The organism is Lacticaseibacillus camelliae DSM 22697 = JCM 13995, assembly GCF_001436615.1.
In the GTDB taxonomy this organism is placed as follows: domain Bacteria; phylum Bacillota; class Bacilli; order Lactobacillales; family Lactobacillaceae; genus Lacticaseibacillus; species Lacticaseibacillus camelliae.
Map to the genome: position 1 here is coordinate 51,629 of NZ_AYZJ01000050.1, position 18,810 is coordinate 70,438.

Consider the following 18,810-nt stretch of genomic DNA (forward strand, 5'->3'; position numbering starts at 1 on the left):
TTGGTTACAATAGAGTTAAACATAAACTGAAAGAGGGACCATCATGGCATCTGAGTATCGATTGACCGACCCGGCGGACCGCGAGCGGTTCTACCAGCTTTACCTATACGCGTTCAACGGCCAGGACAGTGAGGCGCGGCGGCGTTTCTTCAACGCGCGGTACGCCCACGGCTGGATCTACGGCCTAAAAAATGGCCAGCAGCTGACCTCGGGGCTTTACAGTCTGCCATTTACCGTTAATTTTCACGGGGTGGCTTACAAAATGAACGGCATCGGCGACGTAATGTCTGCGCCGGAGGACTCTGGCCACGGTGGCGCTGGGACGCTGCTGAAGGCGGCGCTGCAGGAGATGTACGACCGCAACGTGACCCTGTCGTACCTGGCGCCGTTTTCCTACCGGTACTACCGTCGCTTCGGCTATGAGCAAGTCTTCAACCACATCACGTACACGATTGCGCATGATCACGTGCCGGCGTACCACCCGCAGCACCAAGGCGGCCGCGTCGAGCGCATGTCGTTCGCCGCGGCGCTGCTGAGCATCAAGCCGCTTTATGCCAAAAAGGCCCAGAACCTGCCCGGCGGCATGATGCGCGAGGACTGGTGGTGGGATTACCTGACGCTGAAGAACCGCTGGGATGCCGGCGTGTACTTCGGCGAAGATGGCCAGGCGCAGGGCTACGCGGTGTACGAACGCAGCGGCGCGGAGATGACCGTGCACAAGCTGCTGGCGAACACGCCGGCCGCTTTTGAGCAGCTGATGGCGTTTTTGCTCAAGCATGGGAACACGTTTCAGAAGTTGCGTTACGAATCCCCGCATAGCCAGTACGCCGGTGATTGGATCCAGGAGCCGTACGCCGTGTCAGCGGTCGTCACCCCTTACATGATGGCGCGCATCGTGGACCTGCAGGACTTTCTGAACCGTTATCCGTTCACGCAGGATTTTGCGCCGGTGACCATTGCAGTCGAAGATCCGGTCCTGCCGGTCAACGCCGGGGTCTGGCAGCTGAGCCGCACGGCGGGTCAGACCACTGCGGAAAAAGACGCCAACGCTGCACCAGAGCTGACCTTTACCATCCAGCAGCTGACCAAGGCGCTCATGGGCGCCACCTCACTGCATGCGCTCCTGATGAGCGGCCAGGGCACTGGCGGTTTGGCCGCTGCCGTGCGCTTAGACCAAGCACTTCAGCAGGCCACGCCAGAATTCAACGACTATTTCTGATCAGTTCAAAAAAGGGTTCGCGAATTTTTTCGCGAACCCTTTTGCTGTCACTGGTGATTCGGTTGGTAAGCCAGCAGGTCGCCGGGCTGGCAGTCGAGCACCTCGCACAGCTTGGCTAGCGTCGAAAAACGGACTGCCTTGGCCTTGCCGGTTTTCAGGATCGACAGGTTAGCTAAGGTGATGCCGACCTGCTCGGCCAGCTCAGTCAGGGTCAGGTCGCGTTTTTTGAGCATCAGGTCCAAATTGATTTCGATCATCGCTGGCCTCCTCACACCGTCATGTCGTTTTCGGTTTTGTAGGCCAGCGCCGTGGTCCACAGCTGCTGCAGGATCGCCAGGAACAGCCAGACAATGGCCGGAATGGCAAAAAAGCCGAGCCCAATCACCATTACCCCAGGGGCATCATCGTGGTCGGCCATGCGGTACCACTGCGGCAGGCAGACCAAAAGGCCCAGCGCCATTGCCCCAACGGCCCACTTCAGGCGGATGATCAGGGTCACGGCGCGCTGGGTGAACGCGGCATTGGCGGTGATGCAGTCCAAAAGGTGCCAAGCGATGAAGGCGGCGAGCCAGTAGCTGACCACCGCGACCGCCGCGCCCAGCGTGAAGGCCCAGGCCGCCACCGGCCACTGGTAGTCGCGAACCATTACGCCCGGAAAGCTCGGAATCAGCCCGATTCCGAAGGCCCCGATTGCGATGACGCTTGCAATCAGTAGGAGCTTAAGAAGCCAAATCCGAATTTTCATCATGTTTCCTCCAAAAAGCGACGGGCTTGCCCGTCAAGTTGATGGCTTCAGCGTAGCATGACTTTGTCGATTATCGATAATCATTTATTGATAATCGATAAATTCTTAACCTTTTGGCCGGCAAAAATGCCGAGCGGGCGACTAGGCCTGACTCGGCGTGAGGGTGATTACTTTAGTGGCAATCCGGTTAATGAACGCCCGGTCGTGCTCGACAAACAGCATGGTGGGCTGCGACTTGAGAATGCTCGTGGCCAGCTGGTCCTGATTGTACAGGTCCAGATAGTTGAGCGGTTCGTCCCACACCAGCAGGTTGGCCGGGGTGACCAGCGACTTGGCGAGTTCGACTTTCTTTTGCTGACCGGCGCTGAGACGTTCAATCGGCGTGGTGAAGGCCAAGCGCTCCAGGCCCAGTTTTTTCAAATTGTTGAGCAGATCCTGGTAGTTCAGGTGGTGGGCGGCTGCAAAGTCGGCGATAGTGCCTGTGTTATCTGCATACAGCTGGCGGCTGAGGCTGAAGGTCAGGCTGGGCGGGTAGGCCAGCGTGCCGGTCGTCGTGCCAGTAAATGTGCCTAGCAGCGCATGAAGCAGCGAGGATTTGCCGATGCCGTTGGGGCCGGCCAGCGCCACGCGCTCGCCGCGGCGCACGTCGAACGTGAGCGGGGCAAACAGCGGCTGACCATCATAGCTTAAGGTGAAGTCCGCCACGTGCACGTAAATCTCATGATGATCGGGGATGGTGTTGATGGTCAGCTCGGGCACGTCCTCGACGTTTTTGAGCAGCTGGGACTTGCCTTCGATTTCCTTATCCATGCGGTGTTCGAGCACCTTGGACTTTTTCATCAGACGGGCGGCGCGGGCGGTGACGAAACCGGCATGGCCGGTGCCGCCGCTGCCCTTGACGTGCGGGTCGCCGTGAATGTCGCCTTCGCGGCTGAGCGACCAGTCGTGCTTGTCGCGCGAGGACTGCTTGAGGCGGCCGATGTCGCGCTTGAGCTTGGCGTTTTCAGTTCGCTCAAACGCGTTCTGGCGCTCGCGCTCGGCCGCGTACACGCTGTAGTTGCCGGCGTACAAAGTGATGGCCTGCTTGTCGATGGCCAGGGTGTGGTCGGTGATCGCATCCAAAAAGGTACGGTCATGGCTGATGACGATGAAGCCAGGCTTGTGCCGCAGGTAGTCGGCAATCAGGGTACGGCTGGCGGCATCGAGATGATTGGTGGGTTCGTCGATCAAGGCGAAGCCGCTGTCCTCGGCGAACAGCAGGGCCAGGCGCACCTTGGTCTGCTCGCCGCCGGACAGCAGGTTGAACGGCCGCCAGAGAATGTCCGGGTCGGCGTGCATCAGGTTCAGTTCGCGCTCGAGCTGCCACTGCTCGGCGTCGCTTGCTTCCTGCATCGCGTAGAGGGTCAGTTGAGTCTCGTCTTTGATGGTCTGGGGAAAATACCGCAGCGAAGTGGGCACGCTGATTTTGCCTTTGTGCTCGTGTTGGCCTTGCATCAGCTCCAGCAGGGTCGTTTTGCCGCGGCCGTTGCGCCCGACCAGCCCGAGGTGCCAGGACAGATCCAGGTCGAACGAGACATCGTGAAATAATTCGGTTTGGCCGTCGTAGCCAAACGAGAGATGGGACAGGGTAATAGTTGCCATGAGGCGCTCATCCTTTCTAAAGGACGGGCCTGAAGTTCGCGCAGTAAATGGCCTTTTGGGCAAGCAAAAAGCCAGTCCAAATGGGCTGGCCAAGCGAGTCGCCTCACTTGGTGTCACCAGAAGTTTGCCATTGCGAAAAGTCGAGACTGCGCCCGTGCTTCAGGGCTTCGACGTTTCATCAATGGCTTACTTCAATGGCGACACCTTCTTCGTAAATTTGTTGGCTTCACTATACCGCGGGTGATTAGCCGAACGCAACTATTTTTTAAAACGCCTGGGCGATTGGTACATCGCCGCTGGCAATTTCCAGTTCCTGCCGGTGCAGGTCGGAATTAACGGCCTCGACCAGGACGGTGGCAACATCCTGCCGGGAGATCTGCGACTGGCCCTGCGGTTTCAGGGTGATTTTGCCGGTGCCGTCGTCATTGGTCAGCGCGGTCGGCTCGACGATCACCCAGTCCAAACTGGTGCGGGTCTTGAGCCACTCGTCGGCGTAATATTTGGCGATGTAGTAATCGTTGATGCCAGACTTCGGCCAGAAGATGCGGTCCTGCACGTTCAGCGCGCTGAGGTGAATGAAGCGAGTGATGCCGGCCTGCTGTGCGGCCATCATGGTTTTGGCCGCGCCGTCCAAGTCGACTTCCAGCAGGTTCTTGCCACCGGAGCCGGCGGCAAAAATGATCGCGTCGCAGCCCGCCATCGCCTGCGCCAGGGTGCTGACCGGGTCGGTCAAGTCAAAATGCACGGCGTGAAACTGCGTTGTGTCGCCGCGTGCCTGCGAAACCGGGTCGCGGTAGCCGCCCACGGCCTCGCAGTCATTGGTCAGCAGCGTTTCAATTACCAAGCGGCCCACTTGGCCGTTGGCACCCGCAACAAATACTTTGGTCATATTGATCACTCCTTTTTTAAATGTTAAATGGATTGTAAGGGGACTTTGCGCGTCGGCGCCGGGAAATTCGCGTCGATGATTGCCAGCTGCTCTTCAGTGAGGGTTACGTCCAGCGCGCCCAAGTTGGCCTGCATGTGTGCAGCGCTGCCGGTTTTGACCAGCGGGATCACGCTCCCGCGCCCCGCCCAGGCCAGCAGCACTTGGTGCACGGATAGGTGCATGCTGTGCGCCAGCTGCTTGATTGAGGCGGAGATCGAAATCTGCTGCCCGTTGCCGGACCCGAACGGCGAGTAACCCAGCAGCGGCATACCGATTTTCGCCTGGTACGGAATCAGGTCAAACTCGATGCCGCGGGCCTCGACGTTATACAAGACCTCGTTGGCGGCGATGGCCTGACCGCCTGGCAGGGCGCGCGCTTCCTTCAGCGCCGGCTGGTCAAAATTGGACAGGCCGTATGCACGGATCAGCCCAGCCTTTTTCAGGTCGGCCAGGCCGGCCAGCGTTTCGGCCAGCGGGGTTTGGCCCGGCCAGTGCAGCAGGTACAGATCCAGGTAATCGGTACCCAGGCGCTGCAGGCTGGCCTCAAGCGACTGGCGCATTTGCACGGCGGTCGCGTGCCAGGGATAAAACTTGGACACCAAGTACAGCGCGCTGCGGTCGTACGGGGCAATGGCCTGGCCCACCAGGGTCTCCGCCGCGCCTTCGCCGTACATTTCGGCCGTGTCGATCAGCGTGAGCCCGGCGTCCAGGCCCGCGCGAATCGCGGCCACCTCGCGCGCACTTCGCGAAGCGTCGCCTTCGCCAAGCTCCCAGGTCCCGATGCCCAAGGCCAAGGTCGTGCTCCCGTTGAGTTTCGTCGTCTTCATGCAGCGCCTCCTCACTGATTGCATGATTATCATAACACGCGCCTGCGTCTGGGTCGAAAGCGCTTGCCCAATGGCGTAAAATACAATTCAACGGAGGTGAAGAAAAATGAATTATGAACTGAAAGGCAATGTGCCTTTTCCCATTGCCCTGCTGCACCTTGACCGCGGGGATAGCGCGCAGATCGAGGCTGGGTCAATGATTTACCATAACGACGGGGTGACACTGGAAGGCCATATGAACAGCAACGGCAAAAGCGGGCTGGGCGGGATGCTCTCGGCGCTGGGCCGCAGCATGACATCCGGCGAGTCGTTTTTTATTACAACGGCGACCGCGCAGGCTAGCGGTGCAGAACTGGCAATCGCCCCGGGCAACCCAGGGGTGATTCAAGAACTGACGCTGGATGGCACGCACCAGTGGCGCCTGAATACCGGCGCATTTCTGGCGATGGACACGACGGCCGGGTATTCGATGATTCGGCAAAAAGCCGGCCGGGCGCTGCTGGGCGGCACCGGCGGGTTCTTCATCATGGAAACCACCGGCACTGGCACCATGCTGGTGTCGGCATACGGTGACCTGCTCCCGGTGGATCTGGACGGGAGTCACGATTACGTGATCGACAACAATCATGTCGTCGCCTGGGAATCCAGCCTCGATTACAGCATCGAAATTGCCAGCGGCACTTTTGGCTTCACGACCGGCGAAGGGCTGGTCAACCACTTTACCGGCCGCGGGCGTGTGTACCTGCAGACGCGCAACGTCGAGGCGCTGGCCAATTTGGTCAAGCCGTACCTGCCTGACAAGTCCTCGAATTAAAGAATTAAACCGGGCCGTGCGTCCGGTTTTCTTTTACTAAAAATGGTGGCGCTTTCATTTAAAATCGACTAAAGTAGAAGCAACGGCCGGTCGCTACCACTAGGGCCGGCTAGTTGCAGCTTGCAGGAGGCGGTTTGATGACGACGATTTTAGGAACGCGGCTCCCACTGATTCAAGGGGCACTGGCGGGAATCTCCCAGGCATGCTTGGTCGGGGCGGTCGCCAATGCCGGTGGACTGGGCGTGCTCACGACCAGCGACAAGAACGTGAGCAGCCTGGCCAAGGCCATCGACGGTGTGCACACCTACACCGATGAGCCGTTTGCCGTCAATCTGATGCTGCAGCAGGACAACATCGCCGAACTCGTGCCGTACCTGATCGATCACCCGGTACCGGTCGTCACCACCAGTGCTGGCACGCCCAAGCGCTTCGTGAAGGAGCTGCGCGCGGTCGGCACCAAGGTCATCGCGGTCATTCCATCGGTGAAGGTGGCGAAAAAAATGGCGGCGCTGGGGGTAGACGCGTTGGTCGCTGAAGGCATGGAGTCTGGCGGTCACATCGGCACCCAGACGACCATGAGCCTAGTGCGGCAGGTCACGGCGGCCGTCGACCTGCCAGTGTTTGCCGCCGGTGGCATCATCGACGCGGCCGGGGTCAAAGCGGCCCAGGCGCTGGGCGCAGTCGGGGTGCAGGTCGGTACCGCCTTTCTGGCGGCGCACGAGACGCCGATCAGCGCGGCGTACAAGGCCGCGGTGGTGGCTGCTACTGACACCTCAACGGTCGTGACTGGCCGGGCCCTGGGGGATGCGGTGCGCTGCTTGAAAAATCCGCTCACGGATCAGTACTTTGTCGCCGAGTCGCTGGGCGCTTCAAACATCGAGCTGCATGCGCTGCTTGATGGTAGCCTGGCCAAGGCCATCGCCGGCGACGTGGCGCACGGCACGCTGATGGCAGGGCAAATTGCCGGCATGGTCAACGGCACCGCCCCGGCGCAAACAATCGTTGATCGGCTTTTTCCGTAGCACAAAAAAGCGGCACCCACATCTCGAAAGTGGATGCCGCTATTTCTTGGCTTAATCGACCACGCGGCGCTTGGCCAACCGCCGATACTGATGGTCGATACTGTGGACGTAAACTAAGCAGAAGACGCCCAAACCGATCAGCGTCGCCATCAAAAACGTGCTTTCATTGTCGCTGTCATTGATCGACACGATGAAAAAGGCGGCGACTAAGCTCACGATGCCGACCCATTGCCCGATGACGTAGCGGCGATGGTAGGCGGCCCGCCGAGCGCTGGCCTGCTCATTGACCGCCGCCGTGACGGGCAAATGCCGCAGCGGCCGGCGCACAGCCTTGAAGGCTTTGCTGCCCGTAACGAGAGCGGCGATGCCCAGCAGGGCCGGAATGAAGAAAGCCATCATCGAGAAGTCGTTCTCAGTGTCAGCCACGATGGTGAAGCCGCTGCCGACAATGAGGAGAAAGACGCCACCGGCCAAATAAAGGGCATGGGTGCCAGCAGCCTGCCAGAACGTTTCGGCTTGCTTTAAAGTTACGGCAGGCGCCGACTTGTGCTGGTGGGTGACTGCTTCGGCTCGCGCGAAGGGTTTGGCGATTGTTTCAGCGTGGACTTCAGCCAGTCGGGTCTTCATGCCGGCAGTGGCCTTGATAGTGGCACCAAGCGCCGCGTCCTCGCTTTTTCCCTGCTTGAGCTGGCGATTGTAGAACGTGGTCATGGCGTCGAGGAGCTCGGCCTTGGCCTTGCGGTTGGCCGGTGTGTCCGGCAGATCCTGATACAGGTCGGCCAAATAAGTTTTGAGTGTGTCCATGCGTACCTCCAACGGCGTAACAATGTCGCTGTTATCTTAGCACATTTCAACTGCTAGGCGACGGGGCGGTTGGCTAGACGCTTGTAGCCGTTACTGATGGTCTGGACATACACGAGATAAAACACCCCAAGGGCGATCATGCCGATCATTAGCGGTGCGCCTAAATCTTCATTTGCGATTGCGTTCATCACGATGGGCGGAATCACTGAGAACAGACAGCACAGAATGCCCACCATAAGGCCAACGGAGTACGCCTGATGATAGTTTTCCAGCTTCTCGTTTGCCAATTTTTTTGTTGCTGGCGATAGGGGCCGGTGGGCAATGCGCTGGCGTTCAGGTTTGATCCCCATTGCGCTGGTGATAATGGCAGCCACCCCAAATCCAAGCGCGAGGAAAAACATGACCGCTGCAATGGTTGAGTCCTGGAGGCCAAACGCGGCGGCCAGGGCAATACTCAAGATGCAAAAGGCCACCCCAGCACCGAGTAATAGTGCGTACCGAATATTAGCGTGCCAGTAGCGTTCGGCGCTTTTCTCATCAATGGCGTCGTCAGCGGTACGTTGGCGAGACTTTTGCGTTTCGACCGGATCGACGTCCAGTGCGGCGAGCACCTCATCAATTGGGCCCACTGCCGTGATGGCCGCACCGACCGCTTCGGCCTCGCTTTTGCCCAGAGCCAGCTCCTCGTGATAGTGATCGGTCATGAGATCGAGCAGGTCGGCCTTGGCCTTGCGCGTCGCCGCTGTGTCTGGAACGCCGGCAAACAGTCCGGCCAGATAGGTGTTCAAGGTTTCCATTAGCTATTCCTCCGCGGATAAAAATTTTGACACGACTGCTTGGGTCTGGGCCCATTCCTTGCGTTTGGCGGCTAGAACCCTTTTTCCTGCCGCCGTCAGCCGGTAGTACGTGCGCGGGCGGCCGTAAGAAATCTCGCCGGCGTAAGCCTCAATGCTGCCGGCCTTGACCAGGCGCGTCAGGGTCGAATACAGCGTTGTTTCACGAATGACGTACGCGCCGCCGGTTCGATCGCGAATGGCCTTTTCAAGCTGGTAGCCGTACGAGTCGCCGGCCGCCAGCACCGCCAGGATTAAGGCGTCGTTGTAGCCGCGCATGCTGTCGCTTGAAATCATTCACTCGCCTCCGACTACTTTATCTGATGCAGTAATCTTACCACAGCTGTTCTGGTGGCCGTCTCGGGCCTAGGGCTGATATTGTGAAACAGGGTCGAAAGGGTGATAATCATGATCAATACGGAGGAAAAATGTATGTTTAGTTATGTTGTGGATGACGACCTTCAGCTGACAATCCCGCGCCCGGCGCTGGACGCTGGTCCGCTTTACACCTTGATTGCAGCCGATCGGACGACCTTTGAACGCTACTTGCCATGGGTCAAAGACACTCAAACGCCAGCCGATGAACAGGCCGCGCTGACCTTATTCAACCAGCATTTTGGGGCCGGGACTTCGGCCAATTTGGTGTTGGTCGTTGCGGGTCAGCCGGCCGGGATGATCAGCTTCAACGGCTTTTACCCCAATCGCAGTGCCGATATCGGTTACTGGTTGGGTCAGCCGTTCCGGGGCCGCGGTGTGATGCACCGCGCCGTTATGGGGATGTGTGCGCTAGGGTTCAGCGAGTACGGGCTAAACAAGATCGTGATCCGCGCCGCCGTTGAGAATCAAGCCAGTAATGCCGTTGCTAAGGAGGCGACGTTTCACCTTGATGGGACGCTGCGCCAGGACGAACGGCTACTTGACGGCTTTCATGATGAAAATGTTTGGTCAAAGCTCAAAAGCGAGTGGGTCGGCTGAACTTCTCCTTGGAGGCGTTTTCCCGATCAGTGCTACAATAATCTCGAAAAGGAGCTGATAGCATTGAATACGATGAAAGCATTGCTGCGGCGCAAGTCGGTGCGGACCTACACTGGGGTGCCGGTGACGGACGACCAGCGAGCACAGCTGTTGAAGGCGGCCTACGCCTCGCCGGTCGCAATGGGTCAGTACGATTCCATCGTGATGACCGTGGTGGAAAAGCCTGAGCTGCTCGCCCAAATCGATGCGGCCGCGGCCAAACAGTTTGGCCGCGAAAAAATGCTGTACGGTGCGCCGATGTTGATCGTTTTGGCGACCAAGCTCAAGGGGGACGCCAGCGATAATTCAGGCTATTCCAATGCCGCGACAGTGATCGAAAATCTCAACTTGGCGGCGGTCGAGCTTGGCCTTGGCGCCTGCCACATCTGGGGTGCGATCGCGGCGTTGGCCGAGGATGACGCGCTGAAGCAAGCGCTGAAGATCCCTGAAGGTTTCACGCCGGTGGGCGGCCTCGTCGTCGGCGATAGCGCCGACGCCTACACGAAGCGAGACATCCCAGACAACCGCATTGCCACAGAAATCCTAGATTAATCGCACCAAAAAGCAGACCTGCCAACATCTGAAGTGATGCCTGGCAGGCCTGCTTTGATTTTATCTACTGATCCCAAGTTATTCAGGCACAGGGGTAGTTGTCTGCTCGGCACTTTCTTTCAGTGCGGAGTCGCCGTTGCTGGCGATGACGTCGTGGTACCAAATCGATGATGCTTTCGGAATGCGGGTCAGAGAGCCTTCGCCCTGATCATCACGGTCGACGTAGATCAGACCGTAGCGCTTGGCCATTTCACCGGTGCCTGCGGAAATCACGTCCATGGCGGTCCACATGGTGTAGCCGATCAGGTCGACCCCGTCTTCATCGATGGCCTGGTGCATCGCCTCGACGTGCGCGCGCAGGTAATCGATGCGGTACGGGTCGTTCACTGCGCCGTTTTCCAGCGTATCGATCGCGCCGAGACCGTTTTCGACGACCATCAGCGGCACTTGATAGCGCTGGTACAGCCGGTTCAGGGTCAGGCGCAGGCCGCTTGGATCAGTTTGCCAGCCCCAATCGGAAGTCTCCAGGTAAGGATTGTTCTGGCCGGCGATCAGGTTGCCCTGACCTTCGTTACCACTGGTTTTGGCGACGCAGGAGCTGGAGTAGTAAGAGAAGGAGTAGAAGTCGACCTTGCCGTTCAGTAGATCAGCTTCCTCCGCCGCGGTCACGTTAAGCTTGATGCCACGCCTTTCAAACCGCCGTTTGGCAAAGCTCGGGTAGCTGCCGCGGACTTGGACGTCGCCGCAGAAGTTGTTGAACCAGTCGGCGCGCTGCTGGGTGGCCAGCACGTCCTCAGGCTTGGGGGTCAGCGGGTAGGCCAGGCCGTTGGCAATCATGCAGCCAATTTGATTCTGCGGATCGATCTGGTGGCCGCTGATTACGGCCTTGGCCGAGGCCAGAAAGACGTTGTGTAGCGCCTGGTACTGCTCAGTTTCGTCGCCGGAAGTAAAGAAGTAGTTCTCCTGCGCGGCATCGCGCAGACCCAGGCAGAACAGGCGGCCTGCACTGAGGGTGCCGAAGTTGATCTCGTTAAACGTCAGCCAGTACTTGACCAGCCCCTTGTAGCGCGTGAAGCAGGTCTCGGCGTAACGGACGAACATGTCGATCACTTTTTTATTTGCAAAGCCGTTGTATTCGGTGATTAGGTGGTACGGCATCTCGAAGTGGCTGAGCGTCACAATCGGGGTGATGTTATTTTCCTGGCAGGTTGTGAACACGCGCTCGTAAAAGCGCAGGCCTTCCTCGTTTGGCTGTGCGTCATCGCCGTTTGGAAAAATCCGGCTCCAGGCGATGGACAGGCGCAGACTCTTAAGGCCGATTTGGCCAAACAGCGCAATGTCTTCTTCGAACCGGTGGTAGAAGTCCACCCCAGTGTGCGAAGGAAAGTAATCGCCGAGATTCAGGTCCTGGACGAAGCGGCGCGGCTTCGTTCGACTGCCTGAAGTCAGGTGGTCGGCGATGCTTTCGCCCTTACCGCCCTCGTTCCAGGCGCCTTCACATTGATTGGCAGCAAGTGCTGCTCCCCAGAGAAAATTATTCGGAAACGGCATGGGCATTGACCTCCGTGGCTTCTTGGTTTTCTGCGATCAGCGTGAGCAGTGGCTCGCCTGCTTTGATCTGGGCATCGCCGGTCAGCTCGGCGATGACATCGAGGTAGTCGGCGGTATTGGTGACCACAATTGGCGTCACCATCGAATAGCCAGCTTTGCGGATCGCCTCAATATCGATTGTTGCAAGTAGGTCGCCGGCCTTGACGTGCTGCTCGGCTTTGACGTTGATGTCAAAATGCTCGCCGTTCAGTTGGACAGTGTCCATGCCCAGGTGAATCAGGACCTCGGCGCCGCTGTCGGTGATGAGGCCGATGGCGTGCTTCGTCGGGAACACGGTCATGATCGTCGCGTCGGCCGGAGCGACCACGCGCCCGTCTGATGGGTCGAGCGCGATCCCTTGACCAAGCGCGCCTTCGGCAAATGCGCCGTCTTCGACATCGCGCAGCGGCACAAGCTGGCCGGACATCGGACTGATCAGCACGGTGTCGCGTTCCAGGCGTGGGGCACTGGGAATGGCTGCGTCTTCGATGCCGTCAACAATTGGGTCATCTTGGTACATGACGTAGGCGGCAATGAAGCTCGGAATGATCGCGACCGCCAGGCAGATCCCGGCGTACAGCAGGTCGCGTCCGGCATTATCGGTGCTGAGCATGCCAGGAATTGCGAACAGGCCCATGCCGCCCATGCGGTAAGTCTGCATGCCGAGCAAGCCACAGACGCCACCTGCTAAACCGCCGCCGATGCAGGAAATGACAAACATCTTCATGCGTGGCAGGGTAACACCATAAATCGCTGGTTCGGTGACCCCGAAAATTCCGGAGATCCATGCTGGCAGGGCAATGCCTTTAAGTTTTTTATCCTTGGACTTCAGCCAAATTGCAACCACCACGGCAGTTTGGGCAAAGGACACCCAGACGATTGGGGTCAGCATTGCCGTTGGGTTGCCGGCTGCCAAAGGAATCATTGCCATCATCACGAGCATCATGTGCACGCCGAACATCACCAGCAGCTGCCAGGTGGCACCTAGGATAATGCCGGCTAGGATCGGGCTGAAGCCCATCAGCGCCTCGATCCCCTGAGTCAGGACCAGCGAAATCAGGTTTGCCGCAGGGCCAATCAGCATAAAGCCAATCGGCACAATGATCACCAGCGTCAGCATTGGCACCAGGAAGGTCTTGACCACATCCGGGATGACCGTTTTGAGCCAGCGTTCTAGCGGCGCCGCCAAAGCCACCATCACAATGACCGGCAGGATCGTCGAACTGTATGAGGCATTGAAGTTCATGCCCCAGAAATTCAGGTCGACGCCGTTGATGTTCGGGTGGACCAGCGCCGCGCCGATGATGAGGCCCAGAAATGGCGTCATGTTAAACTTCTTGGCGGCGTTGAAGCCAATCACGATCGGGAAGAAGTAGAAGCAGGCGTCCCCAATCGCGTCCAGCAGGATGTAGGCGCCTGACTTGTCGGTCAACAGGCCGGTGACCATCAGGATCACGGCGAGCCCCTTGATGATCCCGCCTGCGCACATCACGGACAGCGCCGGCATCATGATCCCGGAGATCAGGTCGATCACGCGCTCGCCAAAGGTCATTTTCTTCGCGGGCTCAGCGTTCGTGCTGCTGTCCAGTTTACCGACGCGCATCACTTCCGCGAACACGTCCGGCACGTGGTTACCGATGACGACTTGGTATTGACCGGCCGACTGCATCACGGTGACCACGCCGTCCATACTTTTCAGGCCAGCGGTGTCGGCGATGCCTTCGTCCTTGAGTTTGAAGCGCAGCCGGGTCACGCAGTGGGTGAGGCCGATGATATTGTCGCGACCACCGACTTTGGCAATGATATCAGTTGCGAGTTGTTCATATTTAGTCATGATGTTTCCTCCTGAAAGATTTTTCTTTCCGAAGGTTTGGCCAACTTAATGTCACCATCCAACGATCTGACAAAATGTGAGAGTGACTACTGCGCCTGAGCCCGGTACACCAAGCGTTCGATGTGCAGGGTGAGGTAGGCGCATTCCGCCGCCGTGACCGCATAGCCATGGCGGCTTTTTAGAAAATCGCTGATCCGCTTGGCGCAGGCCGCAGGGGCCTGGTAACGCGCGAGAATCAGCTGAAGTAGCTCCTCATCCACGGTCGCCATCGGCTCATTCCGTAGCAGCCGCTGGGCGAAGAACTTGAGGTGGGTGATAAAGCGACTATAGTCTGAGGTGGTGCTGTCGGGTTCGAAGTGAAAATAGTAGCGCACGATGCTGAGCATTTCCTGCATCAGCTGCGTGATTTTCGCGGCGTCTGTGCCGGCGTTGGTGGTTTCCGCGTTGACGAGGTGAAAGGCGATGAACCCGGCCTCGTCGGGGGGCAGTGCCACATCGTACTTGGCTTTGACCAGCGCCAGCGCGGCTTCACCCACGGCAAATTCGCGTGGGTAAAAGCGTTGCGTGTCCCACAACATGATGTTCGTGACCGTTTCGCCGGCTTGGGTGCGCTGAACAGCGGTGTGGAGATGGTCGGCAAGGGTCACCAAAATCGTGGGGTTCAGGCTGAGGCCAACGTGCTTGGCTCGCTCGATGATTTGGCCTGTCACTTGCAGACAGGAGTAGGGAATCTCGGCCAGCAGCTGGGTGAACTCGGCGGTGGTGCTGGGTTGCAGGGTGAAAGTTTGCGAGACAGCAGCTTCGGTGATCTCATCGCCGGGGCGCTTGCCGAACGCAAGCCCGCGGCCGGTGACAATTTGTTCACGGCCTAGGCCATTCAGCACGATCGCCACGTTGTTGTTCAGTACCTTTTGAATCTTCACGGCAGGCGCCCCCCTTGATGGCAGTCGGTCGGCCTTGCGCGCCAAGGCCAGCCGGAATAGTTATCCCATGGAATATCTTAAGCGTAGCAAACTGACGCCGCAGGAAGCAAGAAAAATGGTTGAAAAAATTAATTTAAACAATAACTGACGTGTGATAGTTAGTTAGCCGGGTGCAGCAAAAAAGTGATGACCAGGTCTGATCATCACTTTTTGGTTAGTGATTTAAAAGGGTGAGGTAGTGTGCGAGGCGTACGGCCAAAAACTTGATTGTGCGCCTTGCTCGACAGGAACCCGTTGCCAGGCAACACCTGCACGGCAAAGCCTGGTGAGTCCATGACCAAGGCGCGGGGTGCCGGGCGCAAGTCACTTTTGCGGCAACTCGCTGTCGGCGATTTGATTCAGCGTGTCCTGGGACGGAATGAAGAAGACCTCACCGGTTTCCGGCGTGGAAAAGTCCAGCAGCCGGTCGGACTTTTCAAACATGTTTTGCAGCATGCGTTTGGTGACCGTCCAGTGGCGGGCGTAACCGATGAAGTAAGTGCCTTTGACGTCCTTGGCCGCGGTGGCAAACGGGACGTTCATGCGCACGATTTTGTGCTCGACGCCGCCTTCGTTATCCTGCGAAGCGATGTTGTGCGCATTCGGCAGCTTTTCGTGATCAGCCAGCTCGATGTCGTTGAACTTCTTGCGGCCAATGGCCTGTTCCTGCTGCTCGACCTTCAGCTGCTCCCAGGCGGCCATGTCGTGGCGGTACTTCTGCGCAAACGCGTAAGACCCGTTGATGAAGTCCGGGTCTTCGTCGCCAATCACGGCGTATTCCGGTGTCTGCAAGGCGTTGGGGTTTTCGGTGCCGTCGACAAAGCCGATGATGGCCCGGCCCTCAAAGTAGCGGAAGCCGTGGGTCTCGTCCACCGTCGTCGTATTGGCGTTGATGCGCGTCATGATCTCGGACAGCAACTCGTAAGGCACAGCTGAGTTGCGGGCCCGGAGGTGGAAAAACAGGTCCGTCGGCGTGGCAACTGCGGTGTACTTGGGGCCGTGAATCGCCTGGAATTCCTCCAGTTCCGCCGGCCGCTTGGCAGTTGGGAAGAGGTAGTCCCACGCGTTGCGGGAAAAGCCGAACGCCACGGCTAACCCAGATTCGGGGTAGCGGATATTCATGCTGTTGATAAACGCCGGCAGGTGCTCGGCCAAGTCCTCCACTGCGGCCAGGTCGCTGGCCTGGTCCCGCCGGTTCAGATTTAGGGTAGCGAAGATAATGCTGTCGCCAGCATCTTTGTAAACATCTTGGACTCTCGTCAAATCGATAGGCATTGTGATCCCCTCCAAATTAGTCTTCTACCAACCCTCAGAATAGCATGACACGGGTGTAAGCGGCACCAATTTGACATCATAAATTTTGCACAACTTAACTGACAAAAATAAACCAGCCGGCTGCGGCTGGTTTAGCGGTTAGTGAAAGGGATTGTAGAAGCGGCCACCGTTGACCTTGAACAGCCAGGCCCCAATCAAAATGATGGCGGCGGTACCGGAAAGTGTTAGCCAGTCTTGCCACGCAAAGGGATGGTCCATGTACCAGGTGCGGTGCTTCTTGCGGCCGAAGCGGCGCAGCTCCATCGCCTGGCTGACCGTATCGATGCGGTCCAGCGAGGAGAAGATCAGCGGCATGAGAATCTGCGCCGACCCTTTCAGGCGCTGCGAGAACTTGGCCTTCTTGGACAACTCATAGCCGCGGGCCTGCTGGGACAGAGAAATCTGATGGTAGGCGCCTTGGACGTCGGGGATGTAGCGCAGCGCGAGCGCAACTGAGTAAGAGACTTTATAGGACAAATGAATTTTGTTCAGGCTGGCGGCAAACTCCGACGGGTTAGTCGTGATCAGAAAAATTAGCGCGAGTGGAACGGTGACGACGTACTTGCTGAGCAGATTGAGCTCGTAAAACAGCTGCTCCTGCGTCACCGTCAAATAGCCGCTGCCGAAAATCAGGTGCCGCGTGCCGTAAAGTTGAACGCCGTACTCAGGGGAAAACAGGTAAACCGTGATCAGGTTCAGCAGCGAAAAGGCGGTGATGATCTTCACGACCAGGCTGACCTGCGACCACTTTATTTTGGCCTGATAAAAGAGGATCAGGGACAGCACCATGATTGCTGCAGTGAAGCGGATATCATAGCTGGCCATCGCGATGATCGAGATGCCGACAAACGCCAGCATTTTGGTGGCACCGCTGAGGTGGTGCAGCCAGGTGTCGCCACCATCGAAACCGAATAAGTTAGACATGACGTTCCTGCCTTTCGTGTGCGATCACAGCCGCGGTGAACTCGAACGGATCAAGGCCCATGCGCTCGGCCAAAGTGTATAGTGACGTTTCTGCCAAATGCGCTTGTTTGATGATGGTTGGCTCGGTCAGGACCTTGGCGGGTTCGGCGTCAAGGAGAATGCCGGTGTGGCCCAGCACCACGGTGCGCGTGGCGTATTCGAGCATCAGGTGCATGTCGTGGGTGATCAGCAGCATCGTGATGCCAGAGTCGCGGTTCAGCTTTTCCAAGAACCGCATCATCGAGGTGTAATGCCGCCAGTCCTGGCCGGCGGTCGGCTCGTCGAGGATCAGCAGCTGCGGCGACAGGGTCAGAATCGAGGCGATCGTCACGCGCTTTTTTTGTCCAAAACTGAGCGCAGAGATCGGCCAGTTGCGGAACGGGTACAAACCGCAGATCTTAAGCGCGTCTTCGACCTTGGCTTTGATGGTCGCTTCATCCACGCCGCGCAGCGTTAGGCCGAGGGCGACCTCGTCGAAAATTTTGATCTTCGAGATCATCTGGTTGGGGTCCTGCATGATGTAGCCGATTTTGTCGGCGCGCTCCTTGACGGATTGCGTGGCCAGATCGACATCGCCGAACGTCATTTTCCCAGCGTCCGGTTTGACGAAACCGGTGATCAGCTGGCTGAGGGTCGTTTTGCCGACGCCGTTTTCGCCGACCAAGGCCAGCATGTCACCGCGATTGATTGTCAGGTCAAAATGATTGAACAGTTTGGGGCCCTTGGGGTAACCAAACGTGAGATCAGTGATTTGTAACAGGGGTTTGAGGCCCGCCGGTTTTTTGTGCTCGGGTTCGCCTGTCAGCCAATCGCCCAGCCGCTGTTTTAGGTGAGGCGCTTCAATGGTGTTGACCGAGGTGATGCCAGTCGTGTCGTTGAAGTCGATGCCTGCCAGGTCGAGTGCCTCCAGGTACAGCGGCTCCCGCAAACCGATTTGGCGCAGCAGCGGGGTCTTGAGCAAGGCCTCTGGCGTCTCGTTGGCGATGATCCGGCCTTCCTGCATCACGATCACCCGGTCGACCGGCTGGGCCAGCACTTCTTCCAGGCGGTGTTCGATAATCACCACCGTGACGCCCAGGCGGCGGTGCAGGTCGTCGATCAGCGCGATCGACTGCTTGCCTGCAGCGGGGTCCAGGGCGGCAAGCGGCTCGTCGAACAGCAGGATGTCGCCTTCGTCGACGAGCACGCCGGCCATGGCGGTTCGCTGCTTTTGCCCGCCTGACAAGGCCTGCGGGGATTGGCCGAGCTGGTTTTGGATGCCCAGGGTCGTGGCCCACTGTTGGACGCGCGTCTTCATCTTGGCCTGCGGTGTTGCGTCATTTTCCATCGCAAAAGCGATATCTTCGGCGGTCGTCAAGCCGACAAACTGACTGTCAGGGTCCTGAAGCACAGTGCCGACGTGCAGTGACAGATCGAATAGACTGGCGCTCTCCACGTCTTGGCCCATGACCGTCACTTTGCCGGTGATTTTGCCGGGAATGGCGTGTGGGATCAGGCCGTTGATCAGGCTGCCCAGCGTCGACTTGCCAGAGCCGCTGGGGCCGATAATTAGGACTTTTTCGCCTTGATTGATGGTCAAATTAATGTCGTGCAGCGTCGGCTCGGCCTGGCTGTCGTACTGGTAGTTGACGTGATCGAAAATGATCGCAGGTTTACTCATGATGATCCTTTCTCACAATAAGTGCGGCGCCAAGCGGGATCGCCTGGCGCCGCAGTGGGTAATTGGCGTGCTTGAAGCATTTTGACGA

The 18,810-nt window shown here is 58.3% G+C and carries 19 protein-coding genes; 5 read left to right on the forward strand and 14 right to left on the reverse strand.

What is annotated here, in order from left to right:
* The first annotated feature begins 43 nt into the window (after positions 1–43).
* Positions 44–1,219, forward strand: a complete 1,176-nt coding sequence (locus FC75_RS08755) for a GNAT family N-acetyltransferase (RefSeq protein ID WP_056989672.1) — start codon at positions 44–46, stop codon at positions 1,217–1,219.
* A gap of 47 nt (positions 1,220–1,266) precedes the next feature.
* On the opposite strand, the gene FC75_RS08760 is transcribed toward FC75_RS08755, so the two are convergent.
* The 5 genes from FC75_RS08760 to FC75_RS08780 all read right to left on the reverse strand — a co-directional run bounded on the left by FC75_RS08760 (position 1,267) and on the right by FC75_RS08780 (position 5,360).
* On the reverse strand, positions 1,267–1,476 hold the full coding sequence (locus FC75_RS08760) for a helix-turn-helix domain-containing protein (protein WP_056989673.1): 210 nt from the start codon (positions 1,474–1,476) through the stop codon (positions 1,267–1,269).
* Between the two features lie 11 nt (positions 1,477–1,487).
* Positions 1,488–1,964: a DUF2975 domain-containing protein gene (locus tag FC75_RS08765; protein WP_056989674.1), complete on the reverse strand. Its 477-nt coding sequence runs from the start codon at positions 1,962–1,964 to the stop codon at positions 1,488–1,490.
* 141 nt (positions 1,965–2,105) lie between these two features.
* A complete protein-coding gene (abc-f, locus tag FC75_RS08770) occupies positions 2,106–3,605 on the reverse strand; it encodes a ribosomal protection-like ABC-F family protein (RefSeq protein ID WP_054662266.1) in 1,500 nt (499 codons plus the stop codon).
* A gap of 265 nt (positions 3,606–3,870) precedes the next feature.
* Entirely contained in the window at positions 3,871–4,494 is a 624-nt protein-coding gene (locus FC75_RS08775) for an SDR family oxidoreductase (protein WP_054662272.1), read from the reverse strand.
* 23 nt (positions 4,495–4,517) lie between these two features.
* Entirely contained in the window at positions 4,518–5,360 is an 843-nt protein-coding gene (locus FC75_RS08780; RefSeq protein ID WP_056989675.1) for an aldo/keto reductase, read from the reverse strand.
* Between the two features lie 106 nt (positions 5,361–5,466).
* Here FC75_RS08780 and FC75_RS08785 point away from each other — a divergent pair, with 106 nt between their 5' ends.
* Positions 5,467–6,174, forward strand: coding sequence for a TIGR00266 family protein (locus FC75_RS08785; RefSeq protein WP_056989676.1), 708 nt, complete (start codon positions 5,467–5,469; stop codon positions 6,172–6,174).
* A 137-nt stretch (positions 6,175–6,311) separates the two neighbouring features.
* Positions 6,312–7,196, forward strand: coding sequence for an NAD(P)H-dependent flavin oxidoreductase (locus tag FC75_RS08790; RefSeq protein WP_054662275.1), 885 nt, complete (start codon positions 6,312–6,314; stop codon positions 7,194–7,196).
* A 51-nt stretch (positions 7,197–7,247) separates the two neighbouring features.
* On the opposite strand, the gene FC75_RS08795 is transcribed toward FC75_RS08790, so the two are convergent.
* Genes FC75_RS08795 through FC75_RS08805 form a run of 3 tightly spaced genes read right to left on the reverse strand, consistent with a single transcriptional unit; the run spans position 7,248 to position 9,130 of the window.
* On the reverse strand, positions 7,248–8,000 hold the full coding sequence (locus FC75_RS08795; protein WP_054662279.1) for a hypothetical protein: 753 nt from the start codon (positions 7,998–8,000) through the stop codon (positions 7,248–7,250).
* A gap of 53 nt (positions 8,001–8,053) precedes the next feature.
* Complete coding sequence (locus tag FC75_RS08800; protein WP_056989677.1) at positions 8,054–8,797, reverse strand: permease prefix domain 1-containing protein; 744 nt, start codon at positions 8,795–8,797, stop codon at positions 8,054–8,056.
* A 3-nt stretch (positions 8,798–8,800) separates the two neighbouring features.
* Positions 8,801–9,130 carry a PadR family transcriptional regulator gene (locus tag FC75_RS08805; RefSeq protein WP_056989678.1) on the reverse strand — a complete coding sequence of 110 codons (330 nt, stop codon included), beginning with the start codon at positions 9,128–9,130 and terminating at the stop codon, positions 8,801–8,803.
* A 135-nt stretch (positions 9,131–9,265) separates the two neighbouring features.
* Between FC75_RS08805 and FC75_RS08810 the strand changes: the two genes are divergently transcribed.
* Positions 9,266–9,808, forward strand: coding sequence for a GNAT family N-acetyltransferase (locus FC75_RS08810; RefSeq protein ID WP_054662285.1), 543 nt, complete (start codon positions 9,266–9,268; stop codon positions 9,806–9,808).
* 72 nt (positions 9,809–9,880) lie between these two features.
* Positions 9,881–10,399 carry a nitroreductase family protein gene (locus FC75_RS08815; RefSeq protein WP_235808726.1) on the forward strand — a complete coding sequence of 173 codons (519 nt, stop codon included), beginning with the start codon at positions 9,881–9,883 and terminating at the stop codon, positions 10,397–10,399.
* A 78-nt stretch (positions 10,400–10,477) separates the two neighbouring features.
* Here the strand turns inward: FC75_RS08815 and FC75_RS08820 are convergent, their stop codons facing one another.
* The 6 genes from FC75_RS08820 to FC75_RS08845 all read right to left on the reverse strand — a co-directional run bounded on the left by FC75_RS08820 (position 10,478) and on the right by FC75_RS08845 (position 18,722).
* Complete coding sequence (locus FC75_RS08820) at positions 10,478–11,950, reverse strand: glycoside hydrolase family 1 protein (RefSeq protein ID WP_056989680.1); 1,473 nt, start codon at positions 11,948–11,950, stop codon at positions 10,478–10,480.
* Positions 11,934–13,823, reverse strand: coding sequence for a beta-glucoside-specific PTS transporter subunit IIABC (locus tag FC75_RS08825; RefSeq protein ID WP_056989681.1), 1,890 nt, complete (start codon positions 13,821–13,823; stop codon positions 11,934–11,936). Before FC75_RS08825 ends, FC75_RS08820 begins: the two co-directional genes overlap by 17 nt.
* An 86-nt stretch (positions 13,824–13,909) precedes the next feature.
* Positions 13,910–14,746 (reverse strand): BglG family transcription antiterminator LicT, encoded by an 837-nt coding sequence (gene licT / locus FC75_RS08830; protein WP_056989682.1) that lies wholly within the window; start codon positions 14,744–14,746, stop codon positions 13,910–13,912.
* A 363-nt stretch (positions 14,747–15,109) separates the two neighbouring features.
* On the reverse strand, positions 15,110–16,060 hold the full coding sequence (locus FC75_RS08835; RefSeq protein ID WP_054662290.1) for a Dyp-type peroxidase: 951 nt from the start codon (positions 16,058–16,060) through the stop codon (positions 15,110–15,112).
* A 138-nt stretch (positions 16,061–16,198) separates the two neighbouring features.
* Positions 16,199–17,023 (reverse strand): energy-coupling factor transporter transmembrane component T family protein, encoded by an 825-nt coding sequence (locus FC75_RS08840; RefSeq protein ID WP_054662293.1) that lies wholly within the window; start codon positions 17,021–17,023, stop codon positions 16,199–16,201.
* Positions 17,016–18,722, reverse strand: coding sequence for an ABC transporter ATP-binding protein (locus FC75_RS08845; RefSeq protein ID WP_054662296.1), 1,707 nt, complete (start codon positions 18,720–18,722; stop codon positions 17,016–17,018). The genes FC75_RS08840 and FC75_RS08845 overlap by 8 nt, the downstream gene beginning before the upstream one ends.
* Between the last annotated feature and the right edge of the window lie 88 nt (positions 18,723–18,810).

What these genes read in the sequence shown, in the direction of transcription:
- FC75_RS08780 (WP_056989675.1), bottom strand. Translation starts at nt 5,360, where the DNA reads ATGAAGACGACGAAACTCAACGGGAGCACGACCTTGGCCTTGGGCATC.
- FC75_RS08790 (WP_054662275.1), top strand. Translation starts at nt 6,312, where the DNA reads ATGACGACGATTTTAGGAACGCGGCTCCCACTGATTCAAGGGGCACTG.
- FC75_RS08755 (WP_056989672.1), top strand. Translation starts at nt 44, where the DNA reads ATGGCATCTGAGTATCGATTGACCGACCCGGCGGACCGCGAGCGGTTC.
- FC75_RS08840 (WP_054662293.1), bottom strand. Translation starts at nt 17,023, where the DNA reads ATGTCTAACTTATTCGGTTTCGATGGTGGCGACACCTGGCTGCACCAC.
- FC75_RS08800 (WP_056989677.1), bottom strand. Translation starts at nt 8,797, where the DNA reads ATGGAAACCTTGAACACCTATCTGGCCGGACTGTTTGCCGGCGTTCCA.
- FC75_RS08835 (WP_054662290.1), bottom strand. Translation starts at nt 16,060, where the DNA reads ATGCCTATCGATTTGACGAGAGTCCAAGATGTTTACAAAGATGCTGGC.
- FC75_RS08805 (WP_056989678.1), bottom strand. Translation starts at nt 9,130, where the DNA reads ATGATTTCAAGCGACAGCATGCGCGGCTACAACGACGCCTTAATCCTG.
- FC75_RS08760 (WP_056989673.1), bottom strand. Translation starts at nt 1,476, where the DNA reads ATGATCGAAATCAATTTGGACCTGATGCTCAAAAAACGCGACCTGACC.
- FC75_RS08815 (WP_235808726.1), top strand. Translation starts at nt 9,881, where the DNA reads ATGAAAGCATTGCTGCGGCGCAAGTCGGTGCGGACCTACACTGGGGTG.
- FC75_RS08845 (WP_054662296.1), bottom strand. Translation starts at nt 18,722, where the DNA reads ATGAGTAAACCTGCGATCATTTTCGATCACGTCAACTACCAGTACGAC.
- FC75_RS08785 (WP_056989676.1), top strand. Translation starts at nt 5,467, where the DNA reads ATGAATTATGAACTGAAAGGCAATGTGCCTTTTCCCATTGCCCTGCTG.
- FC75_RS08795 (WP_054662279.1), bottom strand. Translation starts at nt 8,000, where the DNA reads ATGGACACACTCAAAACTTATTTGGCCGACCTGTATCAGGATCTGCCG.
- abc-f (WP_054662266.1), bottom strand. Translation starts at nt 3,605, where the DNA reads ATGGCAACTATTACCCTGTCCCATCTCTCGTTTGGCTACGACGGCCAA.
- FC75_RS08810 (WP_054662285.1), top strand. Translation starts at nt 9,266, where the DNA reads ATGTTTAGTTATGTTGTGGATGACGACCTTCAGCTGACAATCCCGCGC.
- FC75_RS08775 (WP_054662272.1), bottom strand. Translation starts at nt 4,494, where the DNA reads ATGACCAAAGTATTTGTTGCGGGTGCCAACGGCCAAGTGGGCCGCTTG.
- FC75_RS08825 (WP_056989681.1), bottom strand. Translation starts at nt 13,823, where the DNA reads ATGACTAAATATGAACAACTCGCAACTGATATCATTGCCAAAGTCGGT.
- FC75_RS08820 (WP_056989680.1), bottom strand. Translation starts at nt 11,950, where the DNA reads ATGCCGTTTCCGAATAATTTTCTCTGGGGAGCAGCACTTGCTGCCAAT.
- FC75_RS08765 (WP_056989674.1), bottom strand. Translation starts at nt 1,964, where the DNA reads ATGAAAATTCGGATTTGGCTTCTTAAGCTCCTACTGATTGCAAGCGTC.